The organism is Gemmatimonadales bacterium (genome assembly GCA_036265815.1).
In the GTDB taxonomy this organism is placed as follows: Bacteria; Gemmatimonadota; Gemmatimonadetes; order Gemmatimonadales; family GWC2-71-9; genus CAVVWJ01.
Genome location: DATAOI010000028.1, coordinates 71,136 through 91,080, shown reverse-complemented (window position 1 = coordinate 91,080; position 19,945 = coordinate 71,136). Strand labels below are relative to the sequence as shown.

Genomic DNA, 19,945 nt, shown 5'->3' with positions numbered 1-19,945 from the left:
GAAGTCAGGGGTGGGATACTGGACCGTGGGGCTGCGACGATGCGCCCCAAGGCTCACTGGTATCCCACTTGGCGCAAATGCTCTGCAATTAGCTGTGCCGCAATCTCACTTCCCCGAACGTTAAGATGATCGTCATCCCGGAAATACAGCATCTCCGTACCAGCGTATGGCTCGAAGCCCTTGAGAAGGGAGATGGTGTCGAAGCCCTGCGTTTCGGCAAGTTTCTGGAAGTAGTCCACCAGGTGAGGTTCGCTTGAGGGGGCGGGTAGGAGCTTGAAATATGGCGCGTAGAGTCGGACTGAAGTGGGTATGATCGCGACCGTTACCTTGAAATGCAAACTGTCGCTCAGATGAGCCATTCGAGCGAACGTCTTGTCGAGCTCCCCACGATTGGGATGGCGAAGGACATAGGTGGGGGGCTCCGAAGCGGTCTCAAGGTCTCCAGGGGACAGCAGCAGGTAGCCATGCGTTGGTGAGTGAAAGAGGGGGCGAACCAGTCTAACCCCATCGATGGTGTAGGCTGATGCGTATGGGCGCCGCCTTGCGGGACTGATGAGCTGGATCTGACCCACCCGCAAGCGAAAGGCGAGGGATTCCTCCCGAAGTGCGCGCACAAGGTTTCGGAAATCAATAAGAATCGTGCCTCTCACCGCACGAGCAAAGGTGCTGGGCGTGGAAGCCTCATTCCACTCGGCATAGCTGTCCTCGAGGTCGTTGCCCTCGTAAATCATCCAAAGAAGGCGCCCGATGCGCAGGTGCCCATCGAAATGAGAGAGCAGGTACTCCAACAGCATGAGCTCCTGCTTGGGAGAGGACCCTGGGATACCAAGATTGTATACGCAAGTATTCATCTTGCGTTCAAGCAGATCCGGCCAGGTGGCGCCCTCCGTCACGCCCCATCCAAAGGTGAACGAGTCGCCCAGGGTAAAGATGTGACACGAGTCCATCGCACTCTGTTCGCGAAACCCGAGCTCGTTTACATGGATCGATACTCTATGCCGGTACAATACCGAATCGACCAGGGTCCGCGACTGTAGCATGCTGGGAAAGTAATAGTCGCCATAGTGGGCACCTGCGACATCGAAGTCAGGTTTGAGCAGGCGGAAATTCTCGGCCGTGGGGAAGTAGAGCTTAGGGTACCATTCCTCGATCGTTCCGTTGCGATCTATAGGGGAGAGGATACTCTGATCCGTTTCGGGCAGCGTGAGATTGAGATAAACAGACACCACGAGATCGAGGGCGATAGAGCAAACCAAGAGCACCCCAGCCAGCAAGGACACGTTCAACAGCATGTCCACAGATATGATGCCACGCTCGGTGGTGTGGCGGACCACCGTGCCGCCGATCAACCACACGACAGCAAGCAATGGAAAGGCGAGGCCAGGCCCGAAGAACACTCCCCCCACTGTCGCTCCGAGAAGGAGCACCACGACCAGGTAGGTCGACAGTGCGGCGAATATCCCTGTCGCGATCCACTCGGCACGGGTAGTGCGGGAGATCAGTGGAGCACGGATCTCAGCCGCGGGCTGCTCCGCTTCATAATTCGAGCCTGACATCACGCCCCGGCTGTCACGGCCGCTCTGAGCTAACGGCGATCGGGCGGACGCTCAGGTCGGGCAGGTAGTCTCGCACATGGGTGAGGAGCGCGCAGAGGAAGGCTATACTGCCGAGCAGCTGCATCAGCTTCTTGGTAGAAAGCAATAGATCAAATAGCAGAGTGCTTGAGCCATGGGACTTAGCCTCGATCCCCAAGGCCATTTCCATCCCGAGGGCACCGCCGACGTACAGGGCGCCAGCGCCGATGAATGACCAACGCGAGCGCCGGGGGAGCCGGTTCACAAACGGTGTGAACACGACGGCAAAGACTATGACGAACAGCATGCCAGGGATCACCCAGGAATATTGCAGAGGACCCGGATACTCGAAAAGGAGATCCATTGGGTCACTCATCATCTCATGGAAACGGCAGAGATCGTCGATTGAGAGGAAAAAGAACGTCCCGGCAAGCCCCGCCCAAGCGACCCAATCCGGCGCGAGCTGGGCCCGAGTAGCCAGCGCAATCACACTGAGAAGCAGCGCGCATTCCACCAGCAGCATGGAGCTGTACCAAGTCTCCAGGTTATTGTCACCTCGGAAACTCGCGACACGGAGGATTGCACTGGTGTCCTGATGTCCCCCCGAATGCACCACATAAAGCGCGAGTAACTGACCGAGAGTCAGTAGGGCCACCCCGCACAGAAGGATGGCGGCAACTCGCCGGGGGGCAAGCTGAAGTGTCATCCAGCCTCTGGGTAACCCGCTGCGTCGGTTGGGGTCCGGAACAAACTTAGCTTGTCCCCGGGTAAGTCCGGAGTCAAGGAGGAGGCCTAAACGGTGGATGTGCCACGGCTCGCCGTGCGGCTCCTCGGAAGGATGGCCGTGAAGGCGAGGGCCTATTTAGGTTCACAGAACATCGCTTCCGACATCACAATCCTCTCCCGGTCCGCCTGCGCGCAGGGAAGCGTGTCCATCTCGACATAGGGTATGCCGTGCAGTCCGAGCCGATAACGCGAAGCGGGGATGTCATTGAAATCCACGATTATTGGCTTCGTCTCGCGCTTAAGGGTCGCCAACTGTTGGGCAACAGCGCGGCTTTGCTGGAAGGCGAACGTCACATACCGCGCCCCGATCATGAGGTCGTTGAACAACAGGATGAGGATCAAGGCCAAGCTTAGCCACCGGCTTCTTCCATGGTCAGCCACGACCAGCCCAACGACTCCCACTAGAAGGGGTAGCAGCCACAGTTGAGGAGCGAAGCGGGCCCACCAGGTTTCGGAAAACGACAGCGCGCTGATCCCGATCAGGGCCACCAGCAGGTACAGAATGCTGGAATTACGTAAGCGCTGCCGGTCTCGCCAGACCAGCAGGGGCAGAGCGGCAACCGACAGGAGCAGCGCCCCACTAAACAGCGGCCCAAACCCGCCGACCCGCACGTCCGGGTAGGCGAACTGCTTGATTTCGAGCCATGTGAAGGTGAGGGGAAGCTTGATCGTGACCGGCGGAGTGGGAGTGACTTGCGATGGTGCCAAGAGCGACAGCATCAAACGCGCGAATCGTCCGGTGCCCGGGAAGATCCCCTGGGACTCGATGCTGACGATCGCTCTCCAGCTGGGATGCGGGTAGAACGCGTTCCCCTTCGTGATCAGGAACTTGGCGAATTGCGTAATGTAGGGATTATAGCCGACGAGTAACCCGCCCAAGGCTCCGCCGGCCAGGAGCCATGCAGCTAGCTCTGCCCGCCGTGGTTTGCAGGCCCTGGCAAACCACAACCAATATCCTGACCCGATGATCCCGAGGTAGAGCGCGCCGGTGAGTTTCGCGTTGATCGTCAGAATCACGACGAGGGCCAGGACGGCCAGCAGCGGCCGGTCCCCACGCCGGCCGATCAGGAGGAGCAGAGCGATCGTTGTGGCCAACAATGAGGAAAGTTGCCCATCGACGTAATACGAATGCATCTGGTAAGTACTGACTGGGTTCAACGCCACCATGACACCCAGCAGGCAGGTCAGACCGCGGGTGATCTTCTCGAGTGACCGAAGGGCCGCAACCCAGAAGAGACAGCATGCCAGCATGAGCGTCGGATGAAAGGCTTTGCCGGCCTCGAAGCTGCCGGTGAGCCTGTACAGGGCTGCGGCACTGATCCAGGGTCCCTTAGCGAAGAACGCCAGTTCCGTCGGATAGTCGACTGGGGGGAGCAGTTGGCCCCGGAACGGGTTCCAGCCTGCCGCGAGCTGAGCAATCGCTTCCGCGTGATAGGTTTGCCCATCCCAGGAGACGTCGTAGAGCTGGCTGCTGAGGAGAGCGAACAGGAGAAACGCGGTGATGCTGATTCCCGCCGCGACCCCGAACGCGCGACCGCGATCTCCCTCGGCATAGTGCCGGGCCACCCACCACCCGAAGCCGGCGGCCATCGCTGTGGCCAGCGGGACCTGAAACCAGTCGAGTGGCACGCCGGTGGCGAACAGGATCGAGCTGACCACCTGGATCGAGCAGTCGAAGGCAATCAGGATGGAGCCAATCAGGATGGGGAGCGCCGCCATGGGATAGCTCAATTCCTCACGTGGCCAACGCGATGCGCAGCTGCTGGCGCGGGAGATCGTGGACCGAACCGCCCACCTTGACCGAGGCCATTTTGGAGCCCACCATAGAGGAACTCTCCAACCAGGGTCGTGCCGTGTTCCTTGGCAGCCGATACCGGCAGGCCATAGCTGCAGGGGAACCGCGCCGAGTCTCCCGAGTCATTATCGCCGGCCTGACTGTGCTGGGACTGGGGCTCCGGCTGGCGGTCTACGCAGGCCGGCGCCCCCTCTGGCTCGACGAGGCGTCTCTCGCGCTGAACATTGCTTCGCGCTCCCCCGCCAGCCTCGCGGGGACCCTCGATTACCATCAGTTCGCTCCGATGCCCTTCCTCTGGGCAGAGTGGCTGGTGACTCGAAGTGTCGGCGTCAGCGAGTATTCTTTGCGCGCGGTCCCTCTCGCCGCCGGAGTCCTGCTTCTGCTGGTGATCTGGCCGGTCGCTCGGCAACTGCTCGGGGAGCTCCCAGCCGTGGTGGTAACGGCACTCGCGTCCATCTCCCTCCCCCTCATCTACTACTCCAGTGAGGTCAAGCAGTATGGGGTGGACGCCTGCACCACGGTGGTTCTCCTGGCCCTCGTACTGTCCGTCGTGCGCCACGCCGAGTCCAGCAAAGCCTGGCGGCGCCTGCTGGTCGGTGGGATGCTCGGCCTTTGGATCTCGCAGCCCTCGATCTTCATCCTCGCGGGCAGCGGTGCCGCGCTCATCGCGGAGCCACGTGTGCGCGCAGCCCCGCGCTGGAGACGCGACGTGGCATTGACGCTCGGCGTGTGGTCCTCAGCCTTCTTCATCCTCTATGTGCTGACATATCGTCAAGGCACTGCAGATCCCTATCTGCGTCAGTATTGGGAGGGGACATTTCTCCTGCCGGGGGCGCCCGACATCGTGCACCGGGTCCTGCGCGCGGCGCGGTACACTCTGGTGGAACCGGTGTTCCGACCGGTCTCCGCCAATTGGTTCGCGGCGGCGTACGCTCTTGGCGGCCTATTCCTAGTCGGGCTGTATGCCGCGGTGCGTCGCCACGGGCTGTCCGCGGCGCTGCTGCTGACGGTGCCGTATGGCGCAGTCGGAGTCGCCTCCGCGCTGGGGAAGTACCCGATCGCGGATCGGCTCCTGTTATTTCTCTCACCGCTGCTCTTCATGGTCTACGGAGCGGCGATTGGGATCCTCGTCGATCAGCTACCCTTGCGCGCGCGCCGCGGGGCCACTGCTATAGTGGTGGGGCTCCTGTTCGCCTGGCGTGCCCGGTCTGTGTTCGAGTTCACCACTCATCCTCCCCTGATCAGTGGAGACACCCGCGGCGTGATCAGCCAGATCGAGCAGGGAAACCAAGGCGAACCGGTGTACCTCTACGTAGAGGGTGTGCCGCTCTGGATGTTCTATACCACGGATTGGCACGCTCCCGACAGGCAGCGCCTTCGATGGGCGGCGCACAGTCAAGCCGCAGCGCAAGCGAACCAGGGGAAGAACGGTGACGGAAGCTCTGAAGATAGTCTCATTCGTGGCTTCAGGGGTCGGCGCGAGGTGATCGGTCTTCCCAGTGGCGTGGAGGCCCTCGCCGGCGTGGCGCCGGAGGATCTGCCCGCCCATCCAGACTCAGGCTGGGCTCAAGCCGAGGTCCGCCGGATCCTTCACGCTGGAGTTGGTCGGGATGCATGGTTGTTCGTTTCAAGTGCCAGCGATGCCGAGCTGCAAGCGCTGCTCGCAGCCGTGGCACGGAGGGGAGGGCGGATCGAGTGGCAGCGCGGCAACGGCACCGTGGCATACCGCGTTCGATTTCGGTCAGCGAAGGATTCCGTCAGCACCCCTCACATTTCCCGTGGGCCTCAAGGCCACTCGGCCCTACCACCGCTTGCCGACGTGTTCCGAAATCATCCTGGCCGTTAGCTCGCTCCCCCGCCGGTTCAGATGGTCGTCATCGCGAAAGTAGAGCAACTCCGTGCGCGCGTAGGGCCTGAAGGCCTGAAGCAAGTCAAGGACATCAAATCCCTCCGCGTCCGCGAGCCGGTGCACATAATTCAGGAAATAGGGCTCGGCCGAAGGCGTCGGGATCAGATTGAAGTAGGGCGCATACAGTCGAATCGAGCTGGGCATGAGCGCCACTGTTACGCTGAAGTGCATGCTGTCGCTGAGATGAGCCATACGGTCGAACACCCTGTCGAGCTCCCCGCGGTTGGGGTGATGGAGCACATACGACTCCGGTTGTGAGGCGCTCTGGAGGTAAGGTGGAGACAACAGCATGTACCCAAACCTCGGCGAGTGAAAGAGTGGTGTCACCAAGGTCACCCCATCGACCTTGTATGCTGAGGAGTATTGCCTCCGCCGGGCCGTACTCGTGAGCCGGACCTCCCCCGTTCGGAATCGGTTGATGAGCGACTTGTCACGCAGAGCATAGGCCAAGGATCGGACGCTGCCGACAATCGTGCCCTTGACGGCTCGAGTCAGAACGCCCCGTGTATTGGGGTCACCCAACTCCGCATAGCTGTCCTCCAGGTCGTTACCCTCGTAAATCATCCATATCAGGTGTTGCAAGGAGTGGGGGCGATTCGGCCGGGAGAAGAGGTATTCAAGGAGCAAGAGCTCCTGTTTGGGCGACGCGTCGTGAACCCCGAGATTATAGACACAGGTGCCGAGGTCATTCTCCAGCAGGTCCGGCCAGGTGGCGCCATCGGTGACGCCCCAGCCGAAGGTAAATGAGTCCCCCAGAGCGAAGATCCTACAGGAGTCGATGGGGCTGGTCTCTCGAAAACCGAGCTCGTTGATATGGATGGAAACTCTGTGCCGGTCGAGCACCGAGTCCACCAGGGTGGGCGACTGCAGCATGGAAGGAAGATAGAATCCACCATAGTGTTCGCCGCTGAGGTCGAAGCCGGGCTTGTGCAGCCGGAAATTCTTTTCAGTGGGGAAGTAGAGCCTAGGATACCACTCTCCGATCGCCGTGTTGCTATCGGTGCTGAAGAGAATGCCCTCGTCAGTCTCAGGCGACACACTGGCGAGGTAGGCGGAGACAGCAACGTCGGAAGCGATGCAGCAGGGCAGCAGTACCGCAGCGAGCAGGCACACGTTCAGCAACATGCCCCGAGATATCAGACCGTGTGCAATGAGCCAGCGGCCGCCGAATCTGGCGGCAACCCAGATGGCAGCCACCAACAAGAAGATGATCTTGAGACCGATCACTGCTCCGGCAACGGTGTCGCCCAGTAGAAACACTATCAGCAGATAGCCGGACAGTGCTGCCAATACCGTAGCCGTCAGCCGCTCCGCGCCCCTGGCTGCAATACTCATTGGAAATGGCAGGGCATGTACTCCTCCATCAGCGATATCAGTGCTGCACGGAAGCGAAAGATGCGCCTTGCCGCGCAATGCCGACAGAATGGCGCTCTAAGTTCACCTTCGGACCACGGGTGTTGACACCTGGCGGTTGCGGTTCCACCCTAGAGCACACCTCGGGCGACGCGGAGTTCCCTGGTGTACCCTCGCGAGTTGTGACTCGTAACGCAAACGCCCCTTCCCCTTACCGGAAGCATTGATGACGACACAGTGGCTGTCGTGAACCGGGTGCCTCCACAAGGCGTCCGTACACTCGTCCTGCTGGGGCTAGCGGTGCTGCTCAGGATCGCGCTGGCGTATCAGCGGCCCCTGGGCGTCGATGACGTGTTCTCTCTGGCAATGGCCACAGGCCACAGCCTGGAGCACCCGGCGGCTGAGGCGAATCCTCGGTTGGGCGATTACGTGGAATGGCCCGGGGCCGAGCTGCCAGCGCTCTATCGCAGGTATATCGAGCACGAGCGACCTCCGGCCTCGGCGCAGCGGGTGGTGAGAGCGGTGCTGCTCTCCGATACCAGCCCGCCGCTCTACTACCTCCTGTTGCACGGATGGACCCGCGCCTTGGGGACCAGCGATACGGCCCTTCGATGCTTCTCGGTATTTTGGGCCCTCGCCGCGCTTCCGCTCTTGTGGTTGCTTGGCCGACATCTAGGCGGGAACCAGACGGCGCTCTCCGCGTGCGTGCTCTACGCTTTCGCCCCGGTGAGCCTCTACTACTCGGTCGAGGGACGGATGTACTCGCTGCTCTGGTTCCTGACGTTGGCCCTGGCCTGGGGGACCGTGGAACTCCAGCGTCGGGGCCCGCGGCCGTGGTGGGCGCTACTCTGGTGCGTCGCTGGTTCGGCTGGGCTGCTGACGCACTACTTCTTTGCATTCGTGTGGATCGCCTGTATCACCTGGCTGATCATGTATCCCGGGCGGCTGCGGCGGTCGTCTCTGCTGGCGCTCCTAGGCGTGGCGGCACTCTTGACGCTCCCATGGTACCGGCTGCTGCCAGAGAGTTTCAGCCGCTGGCGGGTCAGCGGCCAATGGCTGTATGGCGACCCAATATCGTGGAGGTATCGGATCAAGGCGCCCATCAAGCTCGCGTGGAGCCTGCTGGCCAGCTTCGGTGACTGGGACGGTTCCAAGTCCGCAGACCGGCTGACCGCCGCCCTGTTTCTGCTGCTGGGTTTAGGCTGGGCGCGCCGGGGCATGAAGTCCTTGTTCTCTCCACCATACGGGCTACTGTGGCTCTGGCTGGCCGCGGCATGCCTTGGGCCCCTCGCCTTCGACCTCGTCCGCGGCACCGACACGGCTTCCGTCGCACGATACGCTCTCCCCGGGATGCCCGCGGCGATGCTGTTGGCCGCGGTGGGGCTAGGCCAGATCGGGCCGCGTGCACGCCTCGTGTTCCTGGCTTTGATCCTGGCCACCTGGGCTCCCGGGATCCGTGCCGTGTTCACCTTTCCGTCCCGCTCATGGGAGCCCCTCAGCCAGGTGGGTACGAGGCTGGCGGCCTGGGGGGACGCGTCAGATCTCATCATTGTGCACTCGATTCCCTCTGGCGTCCTCGGAATCGCCCGCTACATGCATGGGAGCGCGCCGATTCTGTCCTGGGTTGGTCAACTGCATCAACGGCGAGTGCCTTCCGACCTGGTACGAGCCTTGGAGGCACGCCGGAAGGTGGCGTTGGTGAAGATCGTAGATATCGGCGAGCCCGCGCCGGAGGAGATCTGGCTTCGCCAGCACGCAAACCTGACCGGGGAAGACTCCTTGCGCGGTGCTCAGGTGTTCTACTTTGCGCCGGGTCGGGGAGACGCCTTCCCCTCGGCCTCTGCAAGCGGACCTCGCCCGGACCCGCCCGGCCTTGTGCCACGGCTGGGCATCGCAACCGTTCGACCCATGCCTCTCAAGCCCGAGCGAATCGAGCTGAGGGAAGGACCCGAGTTCCCCAGGCGTGCTGGGCGGTATCCTGCCCGACGGCGCACCTGATGCATGAGATTTCCGTCGTCATCCCGACGCACCAGCGCTGCGAGCTCTTGAGTCGAACGCTTCACAGCGTTTTCGCTCAGCTGGAGGTCGACATCGAGGTGATCATCGTGGATGACGGATCGACGGACGGGACGTCCGCGTTGGTAAGCGGGCTGGGTGACCCGAGGATCCGGCTGATCCGCCATGAACGGGCTCTGGGAGTCAGTGCTGCTCGGAACCGGGGTGTCATGGAGGCGACCGGCGAATGGGTCGCCTTTCTGGACGACGACGATCTCTGGGCCCCCGAGAAGCTGGCTCGTCAACTGGACGCCGTGCGTCGCAGTCATTGCGAGTGGGCCTACTGCGGCGCAGTCGCCGTGTCCCCGGCGCTGCACATCATAGCCGGAGGTCCTCCTCCCATGCCCGATCGGTTGCTCCGGGACTTGCCGCGACGGAACACCGTCCCCGCGGGTTCCTCCAACGTGTTCGTGAGGAGGGCGCTCCTGCACCGGGTCGGACCGTTCGACCTCGGCCTGCGGCATATGGCGGATTGGGATCTTTGGATCCGGCTTGGACAGGCTGCACGCCCTGCCGTGGTGGACCGTGCATTGGTCGCCTATCTCCTCCACGTGAGCAATGCCTCGGCGGATTCAGCGGATGTGCCGGCCGAGATGAGCCTCCTGGAGGCGCGTTACGCGGCGGTGCGGGGAAGCCGGCGGGTGGATCGGGCCTACATCTACCGGTGGGTGGCGTGGAACGCACTCCGGAGCGGCCGCCGCGGCACGGCCGTCCGCGCTTACGCACGGGCCGTCCTCGCGGGCGACCTGCCGTCCCTCGCACGAGCGGTTGTCGGCGTCCTGAATCCCGCCCTGGCCGGACGCCCATTGCCGAGCCTTGTCGGAAAGCCTTGGGGTATCGAGGCCGCCGCGTGGCTACACGACATGGCGTGCCGGTGAGACGCCTCCCTTTACCGCCAGCAGTGGTGAAGCGGATCCGGAGTGCACGACTGGCGCCGAAGCCCACTCAGTGGGACTACCTGCACCTCGCAGCCCTGGTGCGCAGTCTGGGCCCTCTGCTGAATGGGGAGAAGTTTCGAGGCCCAACGCTCGATCTGTATTGCGGCAGCCAGCCCTACCGGGAGCTGATTTCCGCAAGACCCGTTTGGGGCCTCGATCTCGATCGCCACTTCGGCCGAGCCGATCTGCTGGGATCCATGCCGCTCCCGTTCCGCGATCGTACCTTCGGACTCATATTGTGCACCCAGGCGCTATACTTGACGACGGACCCGGTCGCGGTGGTCGGTGAGATGCTCAGAGTACTCCGGCCCGGGGGTTGGGCCGTGGTGACCGTACCGTATCTCTTCCGGCGAGAGCTGTCCTTTGATCGGCGATACCGCCCAGACCAGCTGGGGGCGTTGTTCCGCGCCTGGTCGGACGTCCAAGTCCTCGGCGCCGGCGGCACCGGCACTGGGCTGGCCTATATCGTCGGCAGTCTCGGAGCCGCAGCCGCGCGGCGGTCCAAAGTGGCGCGCGGACTCGCGCCGGCCATGGCGGTTGCCCTCAACGGGGTCGGTGCCGCTCTCGATGTCACCCTTCGTCCATTCGCCCGGAACTGGCCCGCGACCCTGATCCTTCAGGCGCGCCGACCGGCAGATTGAGACGAAGGGCGGCTTGGGCCGCGAAGTCATCGGTTTCCAGAGCCCCGGGCTCCCAGCGGCCGAGCAGAAAGGGGTCCGCGCTATCGGATACCGGCCGCCCACCGGTCCGGAAGCCCCCATGGTAACCGGCGGTTCGGGCTGCGCGTGCTATTCTGGGGTCGGCCTTGCCATGAGGGTATGCGAGGAGGCGGACTTCCCGCCTGACGGCACGCTCCAGTTCGTCGCGCCCATCGAGTAGCTCGCGATGGAGGGCCTGATCCGGTACCATCGTCAGCACCGGGTGCCGGAGGGTGTGGAATCCGATGGACATGCCGGCATGAGCCAGCATGCTCAGGCCAGCGGGGTCGAGCTGAGGGATCGAGGCACTGGGCAGCATCTCCAGAAGTCGCCGGCTGGCGGCATCGATCTCGCACTCCGCGGCCAGCTCGGCCGGCGTGCTCCCGCGCAGATGCAATCGTCGGCGCGTACGCTCGAGGCCTTCGGTCGCGATCTGCCATTCGAGGAGCTCCCACCAGTACGGGCCGAGTCCGTGTAGTGCTCGCCCTGAGAGAAAGAACGTGGCCGGGACTCCCAACTCCCGCAGCACGGGGAGCGCCTGCTCCACATGACTCGGGTGATCGTCGTCGAAAGTGATGGCGAAGCCGACCTTCCGACGAGGCTCGGAGCTCCTGAGCAACGCCGACAATGGGAGGAGTTCTCCGATCTCACCCAGGACCTGCAACTGCCGCCGGAACAGGCCGCCGGGAACGGATGGTACGATCGACCCGGGTGGGGACTCGGGGGCTGCGACGCGATGGTACAGGAGCACCAGGCTCCTGCGCCGCACACGGGCTGCGCTCAGCATGACCCGGCGCGGGCCTGCCCGTTTCAGGCACGTCGTGCCGGCGCTCAATAGGGCGCTACTCAATCGGCTCATCCGAGGACGGGTGAGAAGCGATCTACCTCGGGTGCTTCAGCTCGTGCCGAAGGGCTACCCGGAGTGGGAGATACCTGCTCGGCGTGCAACATACAGGCGATCACGGTGCCCTCGCCACCAGGTCTGGTGCTGAGCCTCGAATGCCACCGGTGCTAGAGGACATTACCGTAGTTATCCCGACGATCGGGCGAGCGCTGCTGCGTGACTGCCTGCGCTCGGTCGCCGAAGGAAGTGCCTGGCCCAGCCGCCTCGTCGTGGTCGACCAAGGGACCAACCAGGACGTGGATGCGTGGATCGATGAGTTGAAAGCGCGTGGCCTGATGGCCGAACGGCTTCGATCGGCGCAAACCGGAGCGGCCGCTGCCCGGAATCGGGGATTTGAGCGAGTGGTGTCGCCGTTCATCGCGGCGACCGACGATGATTGCCGCGTACATCCGGAGTGGCTCGAGCGCTTGGTGACGACGCTCCGAGCCCATCCTGGTGTGCTGGTCACAGGACGCGTCGACCTGCTCCGGGAGCAAGGGCAGGGAGGGGAAGCCCCGTCGCTCATTTCGAGCGAGGTTCCGGGACTCCACCGACGTCCCCTGCTGCGGCGCGATCCGCTCTTCTCGAACAACATGGGCTTCGCCCGCGAGCTTTTGAAGCGACTTGGCGGGATGGACGAGCACCCGAGCGTCCGCTACGCCGAGGATGCCGAGTGGTCTTATCGTGCTCTTCGGGGAGGCATTCCCATTCTCTATGCGCCCGGGGTCCGGGTCGGTCACCTCGCCTGGCGAGACAACGTCCAGCTGGCCGCCACCTACCGCCGCTACGCCAAGAGTCAAGGGGGATTCTACGGCCACTACATCCGACAGGGAGATTGGTTCATCGGGTTAAGGGCGGCGTACGACCTCTTGCGGGGCCCCTGGCTTATTGCGCGCGGCACGGCCACCGGCGACTCCGAGCTCGCGACCATCGGCCGCGCGTATGTCGGTGAGCTGCTGCCCGGCATCCTGGCCGGCCTGAGGCGGGGCTAGCGTGAGCACGGCGCTCGCCCGGCGGGCGGGAGACGCCATGGTCTGGCGAGCCGTACAGCTCTTCGGGGGGAAGGCCCTGCTCCTGGCGCGGTACCTCATCCTGGCCCGTCTCCTGGATCCGGATGAATTCGGGCTCTTCGCCATCGCCGTCGTGCCGCTCGACGTCTTGCTGAGCGCCACCAATTTCGGCATGATCCCCGCACTGGTGCAGCGGAGACAGTCCGAGACCCGACAGTATGACGCGGCGTGGACGGTCGGGTTGGCGCGCGCGCTGGCCATTGGTGCGGTGGTGTTCGTCGCCGCCCCGCTCCTGGCCGGCTTCTTCTCGGAGCCACGTGCCGCACCGCTGCTCCGCGGCCTGGCCCTCCGACCCATGCTCGGGGCCTTGGCGAGCATTCGGGTGGCCGATCTCGAGCGGGATCTCCGGTTTCGATCCCTGGCGGTGCTGGAGCTCTCCTCGACGCTGGTGGCGGCGGCCGTCTCCATCGCGCTCGCCTCGGCAGTCGGTGCCTGGGCCCTGATCGCCGGGACTCTCGTCGGCTCGCTGGCCGGCACTCTCCTGTCATACGTCCTGGCGCCTCATCGGCCCCGCCTGGCGCTGGACCCCGGGTCGGCCGGTCCGCTCTTCCGCTATGGACGCTGGATCCTGCTCAGCGGACTGATCGAAGTAGTCGGTGACGCCGTGCTTCGCGCAGTCATCTCGCGGCAACTGGGCACGGCGTCCGTAGGACTCTATTTTCTGGCTGCGAGTCTGGCGCTGCTACCCAATGACGTGGTGAGCGGCATTGTCGGGGCCGTGGCGTTTCCCGTCCACGCGCAGGTTCAGTCCGATCCCCGGCGGGTTGGGCTGGCTTTTCGCGCTAGCTTCGTGGCCATGGCGGCCGTTCTCATGCCGGTGTACGCCATCGTCGCCGCCCTTGCTCCTTCGCTCGTGCGCTACGTGCTGAGCCCGCAGTGGACCGGGACGGAACCGGTGATCCGGGTCCTGGCAATCGCCGGGATCCTCGGCATCCTGTTCGATGCCACCTCGCCGCTGCTCCAGGGAAGAGGTCAACCCCAGAAGCTTGCGGCGCTTTTTACCGTGTTGACGACCAGTGTGGTCACCTCGGTCTGGGCGCTCACGCGTGCCTACGGGCTCATGGGGGCCGCTATGGCCTGGGTTCTGGCGCAGGCCGTCGTGTGCGCTGTGTGCGCCATCTATGCTCGGCAGGCGCTGGGTCATTCGCCATTCCACGGGCTGGTCAAACCCCTGACCGCGATTGCGGTGGCGTCCGGAATGGCCGGGATGATTGCCTGGTCGATCGATGCCGTCCTGCCCGGGATCCTCGGATTAGGCACCGCGGTGGCGGCCGCCAGCGTCGTCACGGCGACCCTGCTGTGGGCTCTCGATGGGCAGCTCGGTCTTGGGCTGCTGCGGGACTTCGCGCACGCGTTTCCTCGTCTGGCAGAGCGGCTGAGACTCCCCCTGGCGAATGCCTAGGTCCTAGCCACTGCCTGAGCCGCCGGCGAATTCCCAGTCGCGGTCGAAGGCTTCGTCCGGCCACGCCGAGCTTGAGGCGAAACCGCCACCCTACGTCCCTCCTCATGATCTCCACACGAGGAACGGTGTACCGGTCGCGGCCCGGGTGGACCCAGCCAGGGTCGACGGTGAAGGCTGCAGCAAATCCCGCGGCTCGGACGGCCTGGTGGACCCGCGCGTCGTGGGCGCCATAGGGGTAAGCAAAAAGGCGGACAGGATGGTGAGCCAGGGTGGCCAGCTGCGCCGCCGAGCCCACGGTTTCGTCGGCCAGTTGTGCATCGGAGATCGTGGTCAAGTTGGGGTGGGTGCAGGAGTGGGCTCCGATCTCTACCCAGTTCTGGACCAGCTGCCTCAGCCCGGACGAATCCAGCAGCCGGAGTGCTCGCCTCCCGACCCGGAGATCCCACTCGTTCAGGCCCCCGACCAGTCCACTGACGGCAAAGGCGACGGCAGGGATCCGCAGCTGGCGGAGCAGCGGTAGTGCATTGTCCGCCAGGTCCTGGTAGCAGTCATCGAAGGTGAGCAGCACCGCGCGGCGGGGCAGTCCACCTTCGCCACCCAGGAACCGGATGAATTCGTCCGCGGTGATGAAGTGAAAGCCGGCTCGCTGCATCGTGACGAGTTGCTGCTGGAAGGACGATGGAGGAACTCCGTACTGCTCCAGCACGGGGTCGCCGGACAGGTCTGCGATGGCGTGATAGCTAAGGACACGCATGGGGCGAGCCCGGGGAATCCCGCCCGCTCGAGCGACCCCCAACCAGTAGCGTACCGAGCGCAAGGCAAAGAACAGCCACGCGGTGCCCCGGTCCCGACGACCGCCGTCCACCCGCCGCGCGATCCACGGCTCCAGCAGGCGAGAAGTCAGGTCCGCGAGTCGCGGCGCTCCCCTTACCACCTGCCGAGTCCACCGGTGGATTTCCGAGTCTGCCAGCTTGCTCGCCACAACGGACTCGAACAGCTCCGGGTGCTTGCGGATGATGGCGACGTCCGCCTGACCGACCTGACCGTACTGCCGCAGATGACTCGCGGCGTCGACCACATAGCGCTGCCAGCTGATGGCCCGCGGGTTGTGCATGGAGCGATAGCCCGCGCCGACGAGCCGGTGGGCGAAGTCCAGGTCTTCGTTCCCATAGCTGCCCTGGGCGGTGAAGTGCTCGTCGAACCCACCCAGCTGGGTGAAGACGTCTCTCCGAACCGAGAGTTGTCCGCTGACCAACTCGTCGACCCGTGGCCCGTAGCCTGACTGAGACAGTCGGCGGGCGAGGTCCTCCGCCCAGAACCGGACGCCATCAGTGAGCAGGGTCGAGGGCGAGTCCGGATGGAGCGGCATCACTCCCGAGACGGTGTCCGCACCGTCGGCATAACACCGATCGTGTTCGGCCAACAAGTGCGGATCCGGCTCCATGTCATCGTCGAGGAAAAGAAAGATGTCGCCCCGCGCCGCCTCCGCGCCGCGGTTTCGCGCACGGGCCGGGCCGGAATTCGGCTGAGAAATCACCTGCAAGGGAAACCGAGGATGGAGTGCGGCCAGTCCCGCCTCCGTGTCGTCGGTCGAGCCGTCCACCACCACGATAGCCTCGAAGCCGTGGGCATACTCCTGGCTCCCAAGCAAGTGGACGAGGCGCACGACGAGCGCGCGTCGCTGATACGTGGGGACGATGACTGAGATCCGCGGCCCGGGACTCACCGGCGGAGACCCTGCAGGCCCAAATCCTTGCCCCCAGCCTCCACCAGCCCCAGCCACCACTCGGCCGTCCACACGCCGATCCAGAGCCGGTAAAGTACGGCGCCGGTCCAGCCCCGGTTGATAGCGGCGATGACCGCCTGGCGGAGTGGGGCGAGCCATCGCACTGCCTGCGGCCGCCTCAACACTAGCGCCCCTACCGTCCGCGGAATGCGCCGCCGACAAAGCCCGTCTCGGATCAGCGCCATGGCGACGTCCGGGTGCTTGCGGGCGAAACGGACGTCGTTGGCACCCAGCGACCGGGCCCGCCGGAGCGCCACGACGGGATCCACCACGCAGTCGCTGTCCACCACCAGCTCAGGTCGACAACAGATCCGGTATCCCCCCCGCAGCAGGCGATAACCCAGCTCCGTATCTTCCTTTCCCCAGGCGCCCTCGGCCGTGAACGACCCATCGAAACCCCCGACCGCCTCGAAGCAGGCCCGGGTCATGCCCGTAGCGATGAAATGGATGTGGTCCATCGTCGGACGGTCCTGAGCCATGGCCGCCACGACCTCCGCGTCCCATTCCCGCTGCTCGCGCGCGAGGAGACTCTCCGGCACCCACGGAGCGACGCGGACGAACGGGAGGACGACATCGGCCCCCTCGGCGAACGACCGGCTGAGGCTGCGCAGAAATTGGGCATCCGGCACCACGTCATCATCGAAGAAGATCAGCTGGCTACCGCTGCTCTCCGCCACCCCGTGATTCCGGGCTGCGCCCTGGCCTTGCTGTCGCTGCTCGATGACCCGGACGGCATACGGCAGTCGGGTCTCCCGCACGGCCCGAGCGGTGCCGTCGCTGCAGCCATCAGCCACCACGACCACTTCGAAGGCTGCGGGATCCATGCTCTGCTCGCCCAGGGCTTGCAAGAGCCGCAGCACCTGATCGCGGCGTTGATGGGTCGGGACGACGATGCTGAGGACGGGGTCAGGCATGCGTGCCGGTTGTTGCCTTGACCAGGGACCGCCCTCCGCAGGCAGCGACACCCTGCCAGTAATCCACGGCTCTCAGGGCGAACCAGATGCGATATGGCAGTCTCCCCACCAGACCCCGGCGAATGCCGAAGAGCAGCGCGTGGCGAACCGGCGCGGTGAGAATCGCGAGCCAAGGCGCGGCCAGCAGGGCGGGGGCGACCAGGCGATGGATCCGGGACTCTCGAAGGCGGTGCCCGAACACCTCGCTCCCGAGCTCACGGTGCTTGGCGACCAGGCGTACGTCGTTCCTGGCCACGTCGCGCTCGCGTCGAAGCACAAGTGCGGCGTCGAGAAGGGGCTCGGTTTGCGCGCGTGCGCGCGGTTGGTGACGAAACACGGCACCTGCCTTGAGCAGCCGATGCCCAAGCTCGATGTCTTCGTTCCCATACGCGCCCCCCGCAGTGAAGGACTCGTCGAATCCACCCATCTGCTCGAACCAGCTCCGCCGAATTGCATTGGCGGAAAACAACACCTGTTCGAAGCGGACCGGGTCGTGCGGCATCGGGCGGGCGGCCTCCCGGTTCCAAAACCCGAACTCCCGGGCGAGGAGATGGTCGGGGACCCAGTCCCCGATCTCCAGAGCTGGGATCACGCAGTCGACCCCGTCGTCGAGCGTCGTAAGGAGCTCATGGAGAAATGTCGGTTGCGGCACCATGTCATCGTCCAGGAACACCAGAACGTCTCCTCGCGCCGCACCGGCACCCCGGTTCCTCGCGGCAGCCTGGCCTTGCCGGGGCTGCTCGATCACCCGGACGTCGAAGGGCCAGGTTCGGCTCCGGACCACGTCGACCGTATCGTCGGAGGATCCGTCGACCATCACCAGAATTTCGAGCGCGTCGGTGATCTGCCGTTGGCGTCCTAGCGCCTCCAGCAGGCGAATCACGGAGGCCCGGCGATTGTAGGTGGGAACGATGACGCTCAGCACGTATGCCCTGCGGCAGGCACAGCTCGCAGCGGCGGGGGAACGAGGGCAGAGGCGTAGACCTGCTCCATGCGCTCGGCGATAACTGGCCAACGATACTCACCCGCCCACTCAGCCGCCGCCTGCCGGCGACGTATCCACTCCTCAGGCACCTCTAAGGCTAACGCCCGCAGCGCCTCACCGACTCTGGTCGGCTCGACCAGCCACCCGGCTCTCCTGGCGACCTGACCCACCGCTCGCTCCACCTCGGAGCTCACCAAGCCCGGGACGCCGCAAGCGGCTGCCTCCAGCAATCCCATCGGCATACCCTCCGAGCGGGAGAGGAGGACGAAGACGTCGGCGGCCGAGAGCGCCTCCAAGAGGTCGTCTCCTCGCCGCGGTTCGACCAGATGCACCCGAGCGGCCACGCCGGCCTCCCGGCAGATCGCCCGAAGGTGGTCGGCGCCGGATCGGAAATCTCCTCCGAGGAGAGCAAGAGTCCACTCTGGTGCCGAGGCCAACCCCCGCACCAGGTGGTCCAGGCGCTTCGCGCGCACGTCGAGTCGACCGGCATAAACGGCAAGACGGCCGGCGGCCGCCATCCCCAGCTCGGCTCTGAAGGAGGCTCGGTCGAGCGTCGGAGGCACCGGCGTCACACCGTTCGGGACGACAGCTATCGGTCGCCCGATCCCGAAGGCGCGAGCGTCCTCTGCCTCCGCCTCGGTGAGCGCGCACACCACCCGCGCTCGGCGGAGCATGGGCAACTCACAAAAATGTTTGAAGACCCGCTTTCTGGTAGTGTGGTACGCCAGGGAGCCAGGAGCATAGCCCCCGTGCGGAGAAATCACGAACGCGACAGCCAGCTCACGGGCGAGCCAATAATTAGCCGGATTGAATACGCCGTGAAGATGGAAAATCTGCGGGCTCTGCGCCCTGACCAGCTCAGCTAACCGCGGAGGTGCTCGAAAGGGGGCGGGGCCGGAGGGGAGAATGATTCGCTCCACGCCCGCCGTGTCGAGCACCCGGCCCAGCTGCATCGCTTCGCGAGACCAGGCGCCGAAGTGCCATACCTGGACATGATGCTTTCTGTCGGCCAGTGCCGAGGCCAGGTGCACCAGCGCGGTCAGGAGCCCGGAATACGGATGCACCCCAGGAGGCACCACATGTGCGATACGCATCGGGGAGCTAAGGAGAGATGAGAGATCGGTCCGGCAGGAAACCCCTGGAAGTTAAGATTAGATCCGGGGACTAGCCAGTCAGTCGTGCCGGCACACCACCGTGGGATCTGCGTACGATGCTTCCCATCTGGCACCTGGGAGCGGCCCCGCCGCATGGGCATGTGGCGGCTCGTAGGCGCGGACAAATGCGGTTAGTCTCCATGAACGCGGCTCAGTTATCTATGGGCTCTTCCGGCCCGGTTGACGGCTCGTGTTTTGCGTACCAATATGTATTCAATCCTTTACTGCATGGGATTTTACGATACCGCCTTGCATTCCGAGGCCAGCGAACGAACCACCGGTCACGGGACGTGTAGACCGACTTTCCGTCTCTGCGCTGTAAAATTAGTCCACAGAGCGACTTAAGTGAGCGTCAGGGGAAGCGGGGAGGTGCGGGAGACGAGTTGGATGAAGGGTGCTGCTGGAGACGCCTTCATCCTCGCTCTCGCACCGGGATTGCCTTTTCCGTTAATCAGCCGAACGGCTGTGGGTTTGATGCTACAGTGGGGGCCCAGGACCACGACAACCGACGAGGTCGTAATGCCGCCAGCGAGGCTCGGCCCACGAGTGCTTGCCGCTGCTCGGCACGACTCCTGGATTGACCCTATGGCCCACCGGACTCAGC

General features: G+C 64.4%; 15 protein-coding genes. 7 read left to right on the top strand and 8 right to left on the bottom strand.

Annotated elements, in window-relative coordinates; genetic code table 11:
* Positions 1-53: 53 nt before the first annotated feature.
* The 3 genes from VHR41_05900 to VHR41_05890 all read right to left on the bottom strand — a co-directional run bounded on the left by VHR41_05900 (position 54) and on the right by VHR41_05890 (position 4,079).
* Positions 54-1,556, bottom strand: coding sequence for a hypothetical protein (locus VHR41_05900; GenBank protein HEX3233709.1), 1,503 nt, complete (start codon positions 1,554-1,556; stop codon positions 54-56).
* Between the two features lie 13 nt (positions 1,557-1,569).
* Entirely contained in the window at positions 1,570-2,097 is a 528-nt protein-coding gene (locus VHR41_05895) for a hypothetical protein (GenBank protein ID HEX3233708.1), read from the bottom strand.
* A 335-nt stretch (positions 2,098-2,432) separates the two neighbouring features.
* Complete coding sequence (locus VHR41_05890) at positions 2,433-4,079, bottom strand: hypothetical protein (GenBank protein ID HEX3233707.1); 1,647 nt, start codon at positions 4,077-4,079, stop codon at positions 2,433-2,435.
* A 218-nt stretch (positions 4,080-4,297) separates the two neighbouring features.
* Between VHR41_05890 and VHR41_05885 the strand changes: the two genes are divergently transcribed.
* Positions 4,298-6,001: a glycosyltransferase family 39 protein gene (locus VHR41_05885; protein ID HEX3233706.1), complete on the top strand. Its 1,704-nt coding sequence runs from the start codon at positions 4,298-4,300 to the stop codon at positions 5,999-6,001.
* On the opposite strand, the gene VHR41_05880 is transcribed toward VHR41_05885, so the two are convergent.
* Positions 5,957-7,399, bottom strand: a complete 1,443-nt coding sequence (locus VHR41_05880) for a hypothetical protein (protein ID HEX3233705.1) — start codon at positions 7,397-7,399, stop codon at positions 5,957-5,959. The genes VHR41_05885 and VHR41_05880 overlap by 45 nt on opposite strands.
* 273 nt (positions 7,400-7,672) lie before the next feature.
* On the opposite strand from VHR41_05880, the gene VHR41_05875 reads away from it, so the two are divergent.
* The 6 genes from VHR41_05875 (at position 7,673) to VHR41_05850 (ending at position 14,463) form a co-directional block, all read left to right on the top strand.
* Entirely contained in the window at positions 7,673-9,415 is a 1,743-nt protein-coding gene (locus tag VHR41_05875; protein HEX3233704.1) for a glycosyltransferase family 39 protein, read from the top strand.
* On the top strand, positions 9,415-10,350 hold the full coding sequence (locus tag VHR41_05870; GenBank protein HEX3233703.1) for a glycosyltransferase: 936 nt from the start codon (positions 9,415-9,417) through the stop codon (positions 10,348-10,350). Before VHR41_05875 ends, VHR41_05870 begins: the two co-directional genes overlap by 1 nt.
* A gap of 257 nt (positions 10,351-10,607) precedes the next feature.
* Positions 10,608-11,051, top strand: coding sequence for a methyltransferase domain-containing protein (locus VHR41_05865; protein ID HEX3233702.1), 444 nt, complete (start codon positions 10,608-10,610; stop codon positions 11,049-11,051).
* A 244-nt stretch (positions 11,052-11,295) separates the two neighbouring features.
* Positions 11,296-11,586, top strand: a complete 291-nt coding sequence (locus tag VHR41_05860; protein ID HEX3233701.1) for a hypothetical protein — start codon at positions 11,296-11,298, stop codon at positions 11,584-11,586.
* 521 nt (positions 11,587-12,107) lie between these two features.
* On the top strand, positions 12,108-12,983 hold the full coding sequence (locus VHR41_05855) for a glycosyltransferase (protein ID HEX3233700.1): 876 nt from the start codon (positions 12,108-12,110) through the stop codon (positions 12,981-12,983).
* A gap of 1 nt (position 12,984) precedes the next feature.
* Positions 12,985-14,463 carry a lipopolysaccharide biosynthesis protein gene (locus VHR41_05850; protein HEX3233699.1) on the top strand — a complete coding sequence of 493 codons (1,479 nt, stop codon included), beginning with the start codon at positions 12,985-12,987 and terminating at the stop codon, positions 14,461-14,463.
* On the opposite strand, the gene VHR41_05845 is transcribed toward VHR41_05850, so the two are convergent.
* The 4 genes from VHR41_05845 to VHR41_05830 are packed head-to-tail and all read right to left on the bottom strand — an operon-like array spanning position 14,345 to position 19,281.
* Positions 14,345-16,189, bottom strand: a complete 1,845-nt coding sequence (locus VHR41_05845) for a polysaccharide deacetylase family protein (protein HEX3233698.1) — start codon at positions 16,187-16,189, stop codon at positions 14,345-14,347. The genes VHR41_05850 and VHR41_05845 overlap by 119 nt on opposite strands.
* The gene (locus VHR41_05840) at positions 16,186-17,163 is read right to left on the bottom strand and encodes a glycosyltransferase (GenBank protein HEX3233697.1); all 978 of its coding nucleotides are present in this window, start codon (positions 17,161-17,163) and stop codon (positions 16,186-16,188) included. Before VHR41_05840 ends, VHR41_05845 begins: the two co-directional genes overlap by 4 nt.
* Positions 17,156-18,127, bottom strand: coding sequence for a glycosyltransferase (locus VHR41_05835; protein ID HEX3233696.1), 972 nt, complete (start codon positions 18,125-18,127; stop codon positions 17,156-17,158). Before VHR41_05835 ends, VHR41_05840 begins: the two co-directional genes overlap by 8 nt.
* Positions 18,121-19,281, bottom strand: a complete 1,161-nt coding sequence (locus VHR41_05830; protein HEX3233695.1) for a glycosyltransferase family 4 protein — start codon at positions 19,279-19,281, stop codon at positions 18,121-18,123. Before VHR41_05830 ends, VHR41_05835 begins: the two co-directional genes overlap by 7 nt.
* Positions 19,282-19,945: the final 664 nt, after the last annotated feature.

What these genes read in the sequence shown, in the direction of transcription:
- VHR41_05900 (HEX3233709.1), bottom strand. Translation starts at nt 1,556, where the DNA reads ATGTCAGGCTCGAATTATGAAGCGGAGCAGCCCGCGGCTGAGATCCGT.
- VHR41_05895 (HEX3233708.1), bottom strand. Translation starts at nt 2,097, where the DNA reads ATGCTGCTGGTGGAATGCGCGCTGCTTCTCAGTGTGATTGCGCTGGCT.
- VHR41_05890 (HEX3233707.1), bottom strand. Translation starts at nt 4,079, where the DNA reads ATGGCGGCGCTCCCCATCCTGATTGGCTCCATCCTGATTGCCTTCGAC.
- VHR41_05880 (HEX3233705.1), bottom strand. Translation starts at nt 7,399, where the DNA reads ATGAGTATTGCAGCCAGGGGCGCGGAGCGGCTGACGGCTACGGTATTG.
- VHR41_05870 (HEX3233703.1), top strand. Translation starts at nt 9,415, where the DNA reads ATGCATGAGATTTCCGTCGTCATCCCGACGCACCAGCGCTGCGAGCTC.
- VHR41_05865 (HEX3233702.1), top strand. Translation starts at nt 10,608, where the DNA reads ATGCCGCTCCCGTTCCGCGATCGTACCTTCGGACTCATATTGTGCACC.
- VHR41_05860 (HEX3233701.1), top strand. Translation starts at nt 11,296, where the DNA reads ATGGAGGGCCTGATCCGGTACCATCGTCAGCACCGGGTGCCGGAGGGT.
- VHR41_05855 (HEX3233700.1), top strand. Translation starts at nt 12,108, where the DNA reads ATGCCACCGGTGCTAGAGGACATTACCGTAGTTATCCCGACGATCGGG.
- VHR41_05840 (HEX3233697.1), bottom strand. Translation starts at nt 17,163, where the DNA reads ATGCCTGACCCCGTCCTCAGCATCGTCGTCCCGACCCATCAACGCCGC.
- VHR41_05830 (HEX3233695.1), bottom strand. Translation starts at nt 19,281, where the DNA reads ATGCGTATCGCACATGTGGTGCCTCCTGGGGTGCATCCGTATTCCGGG.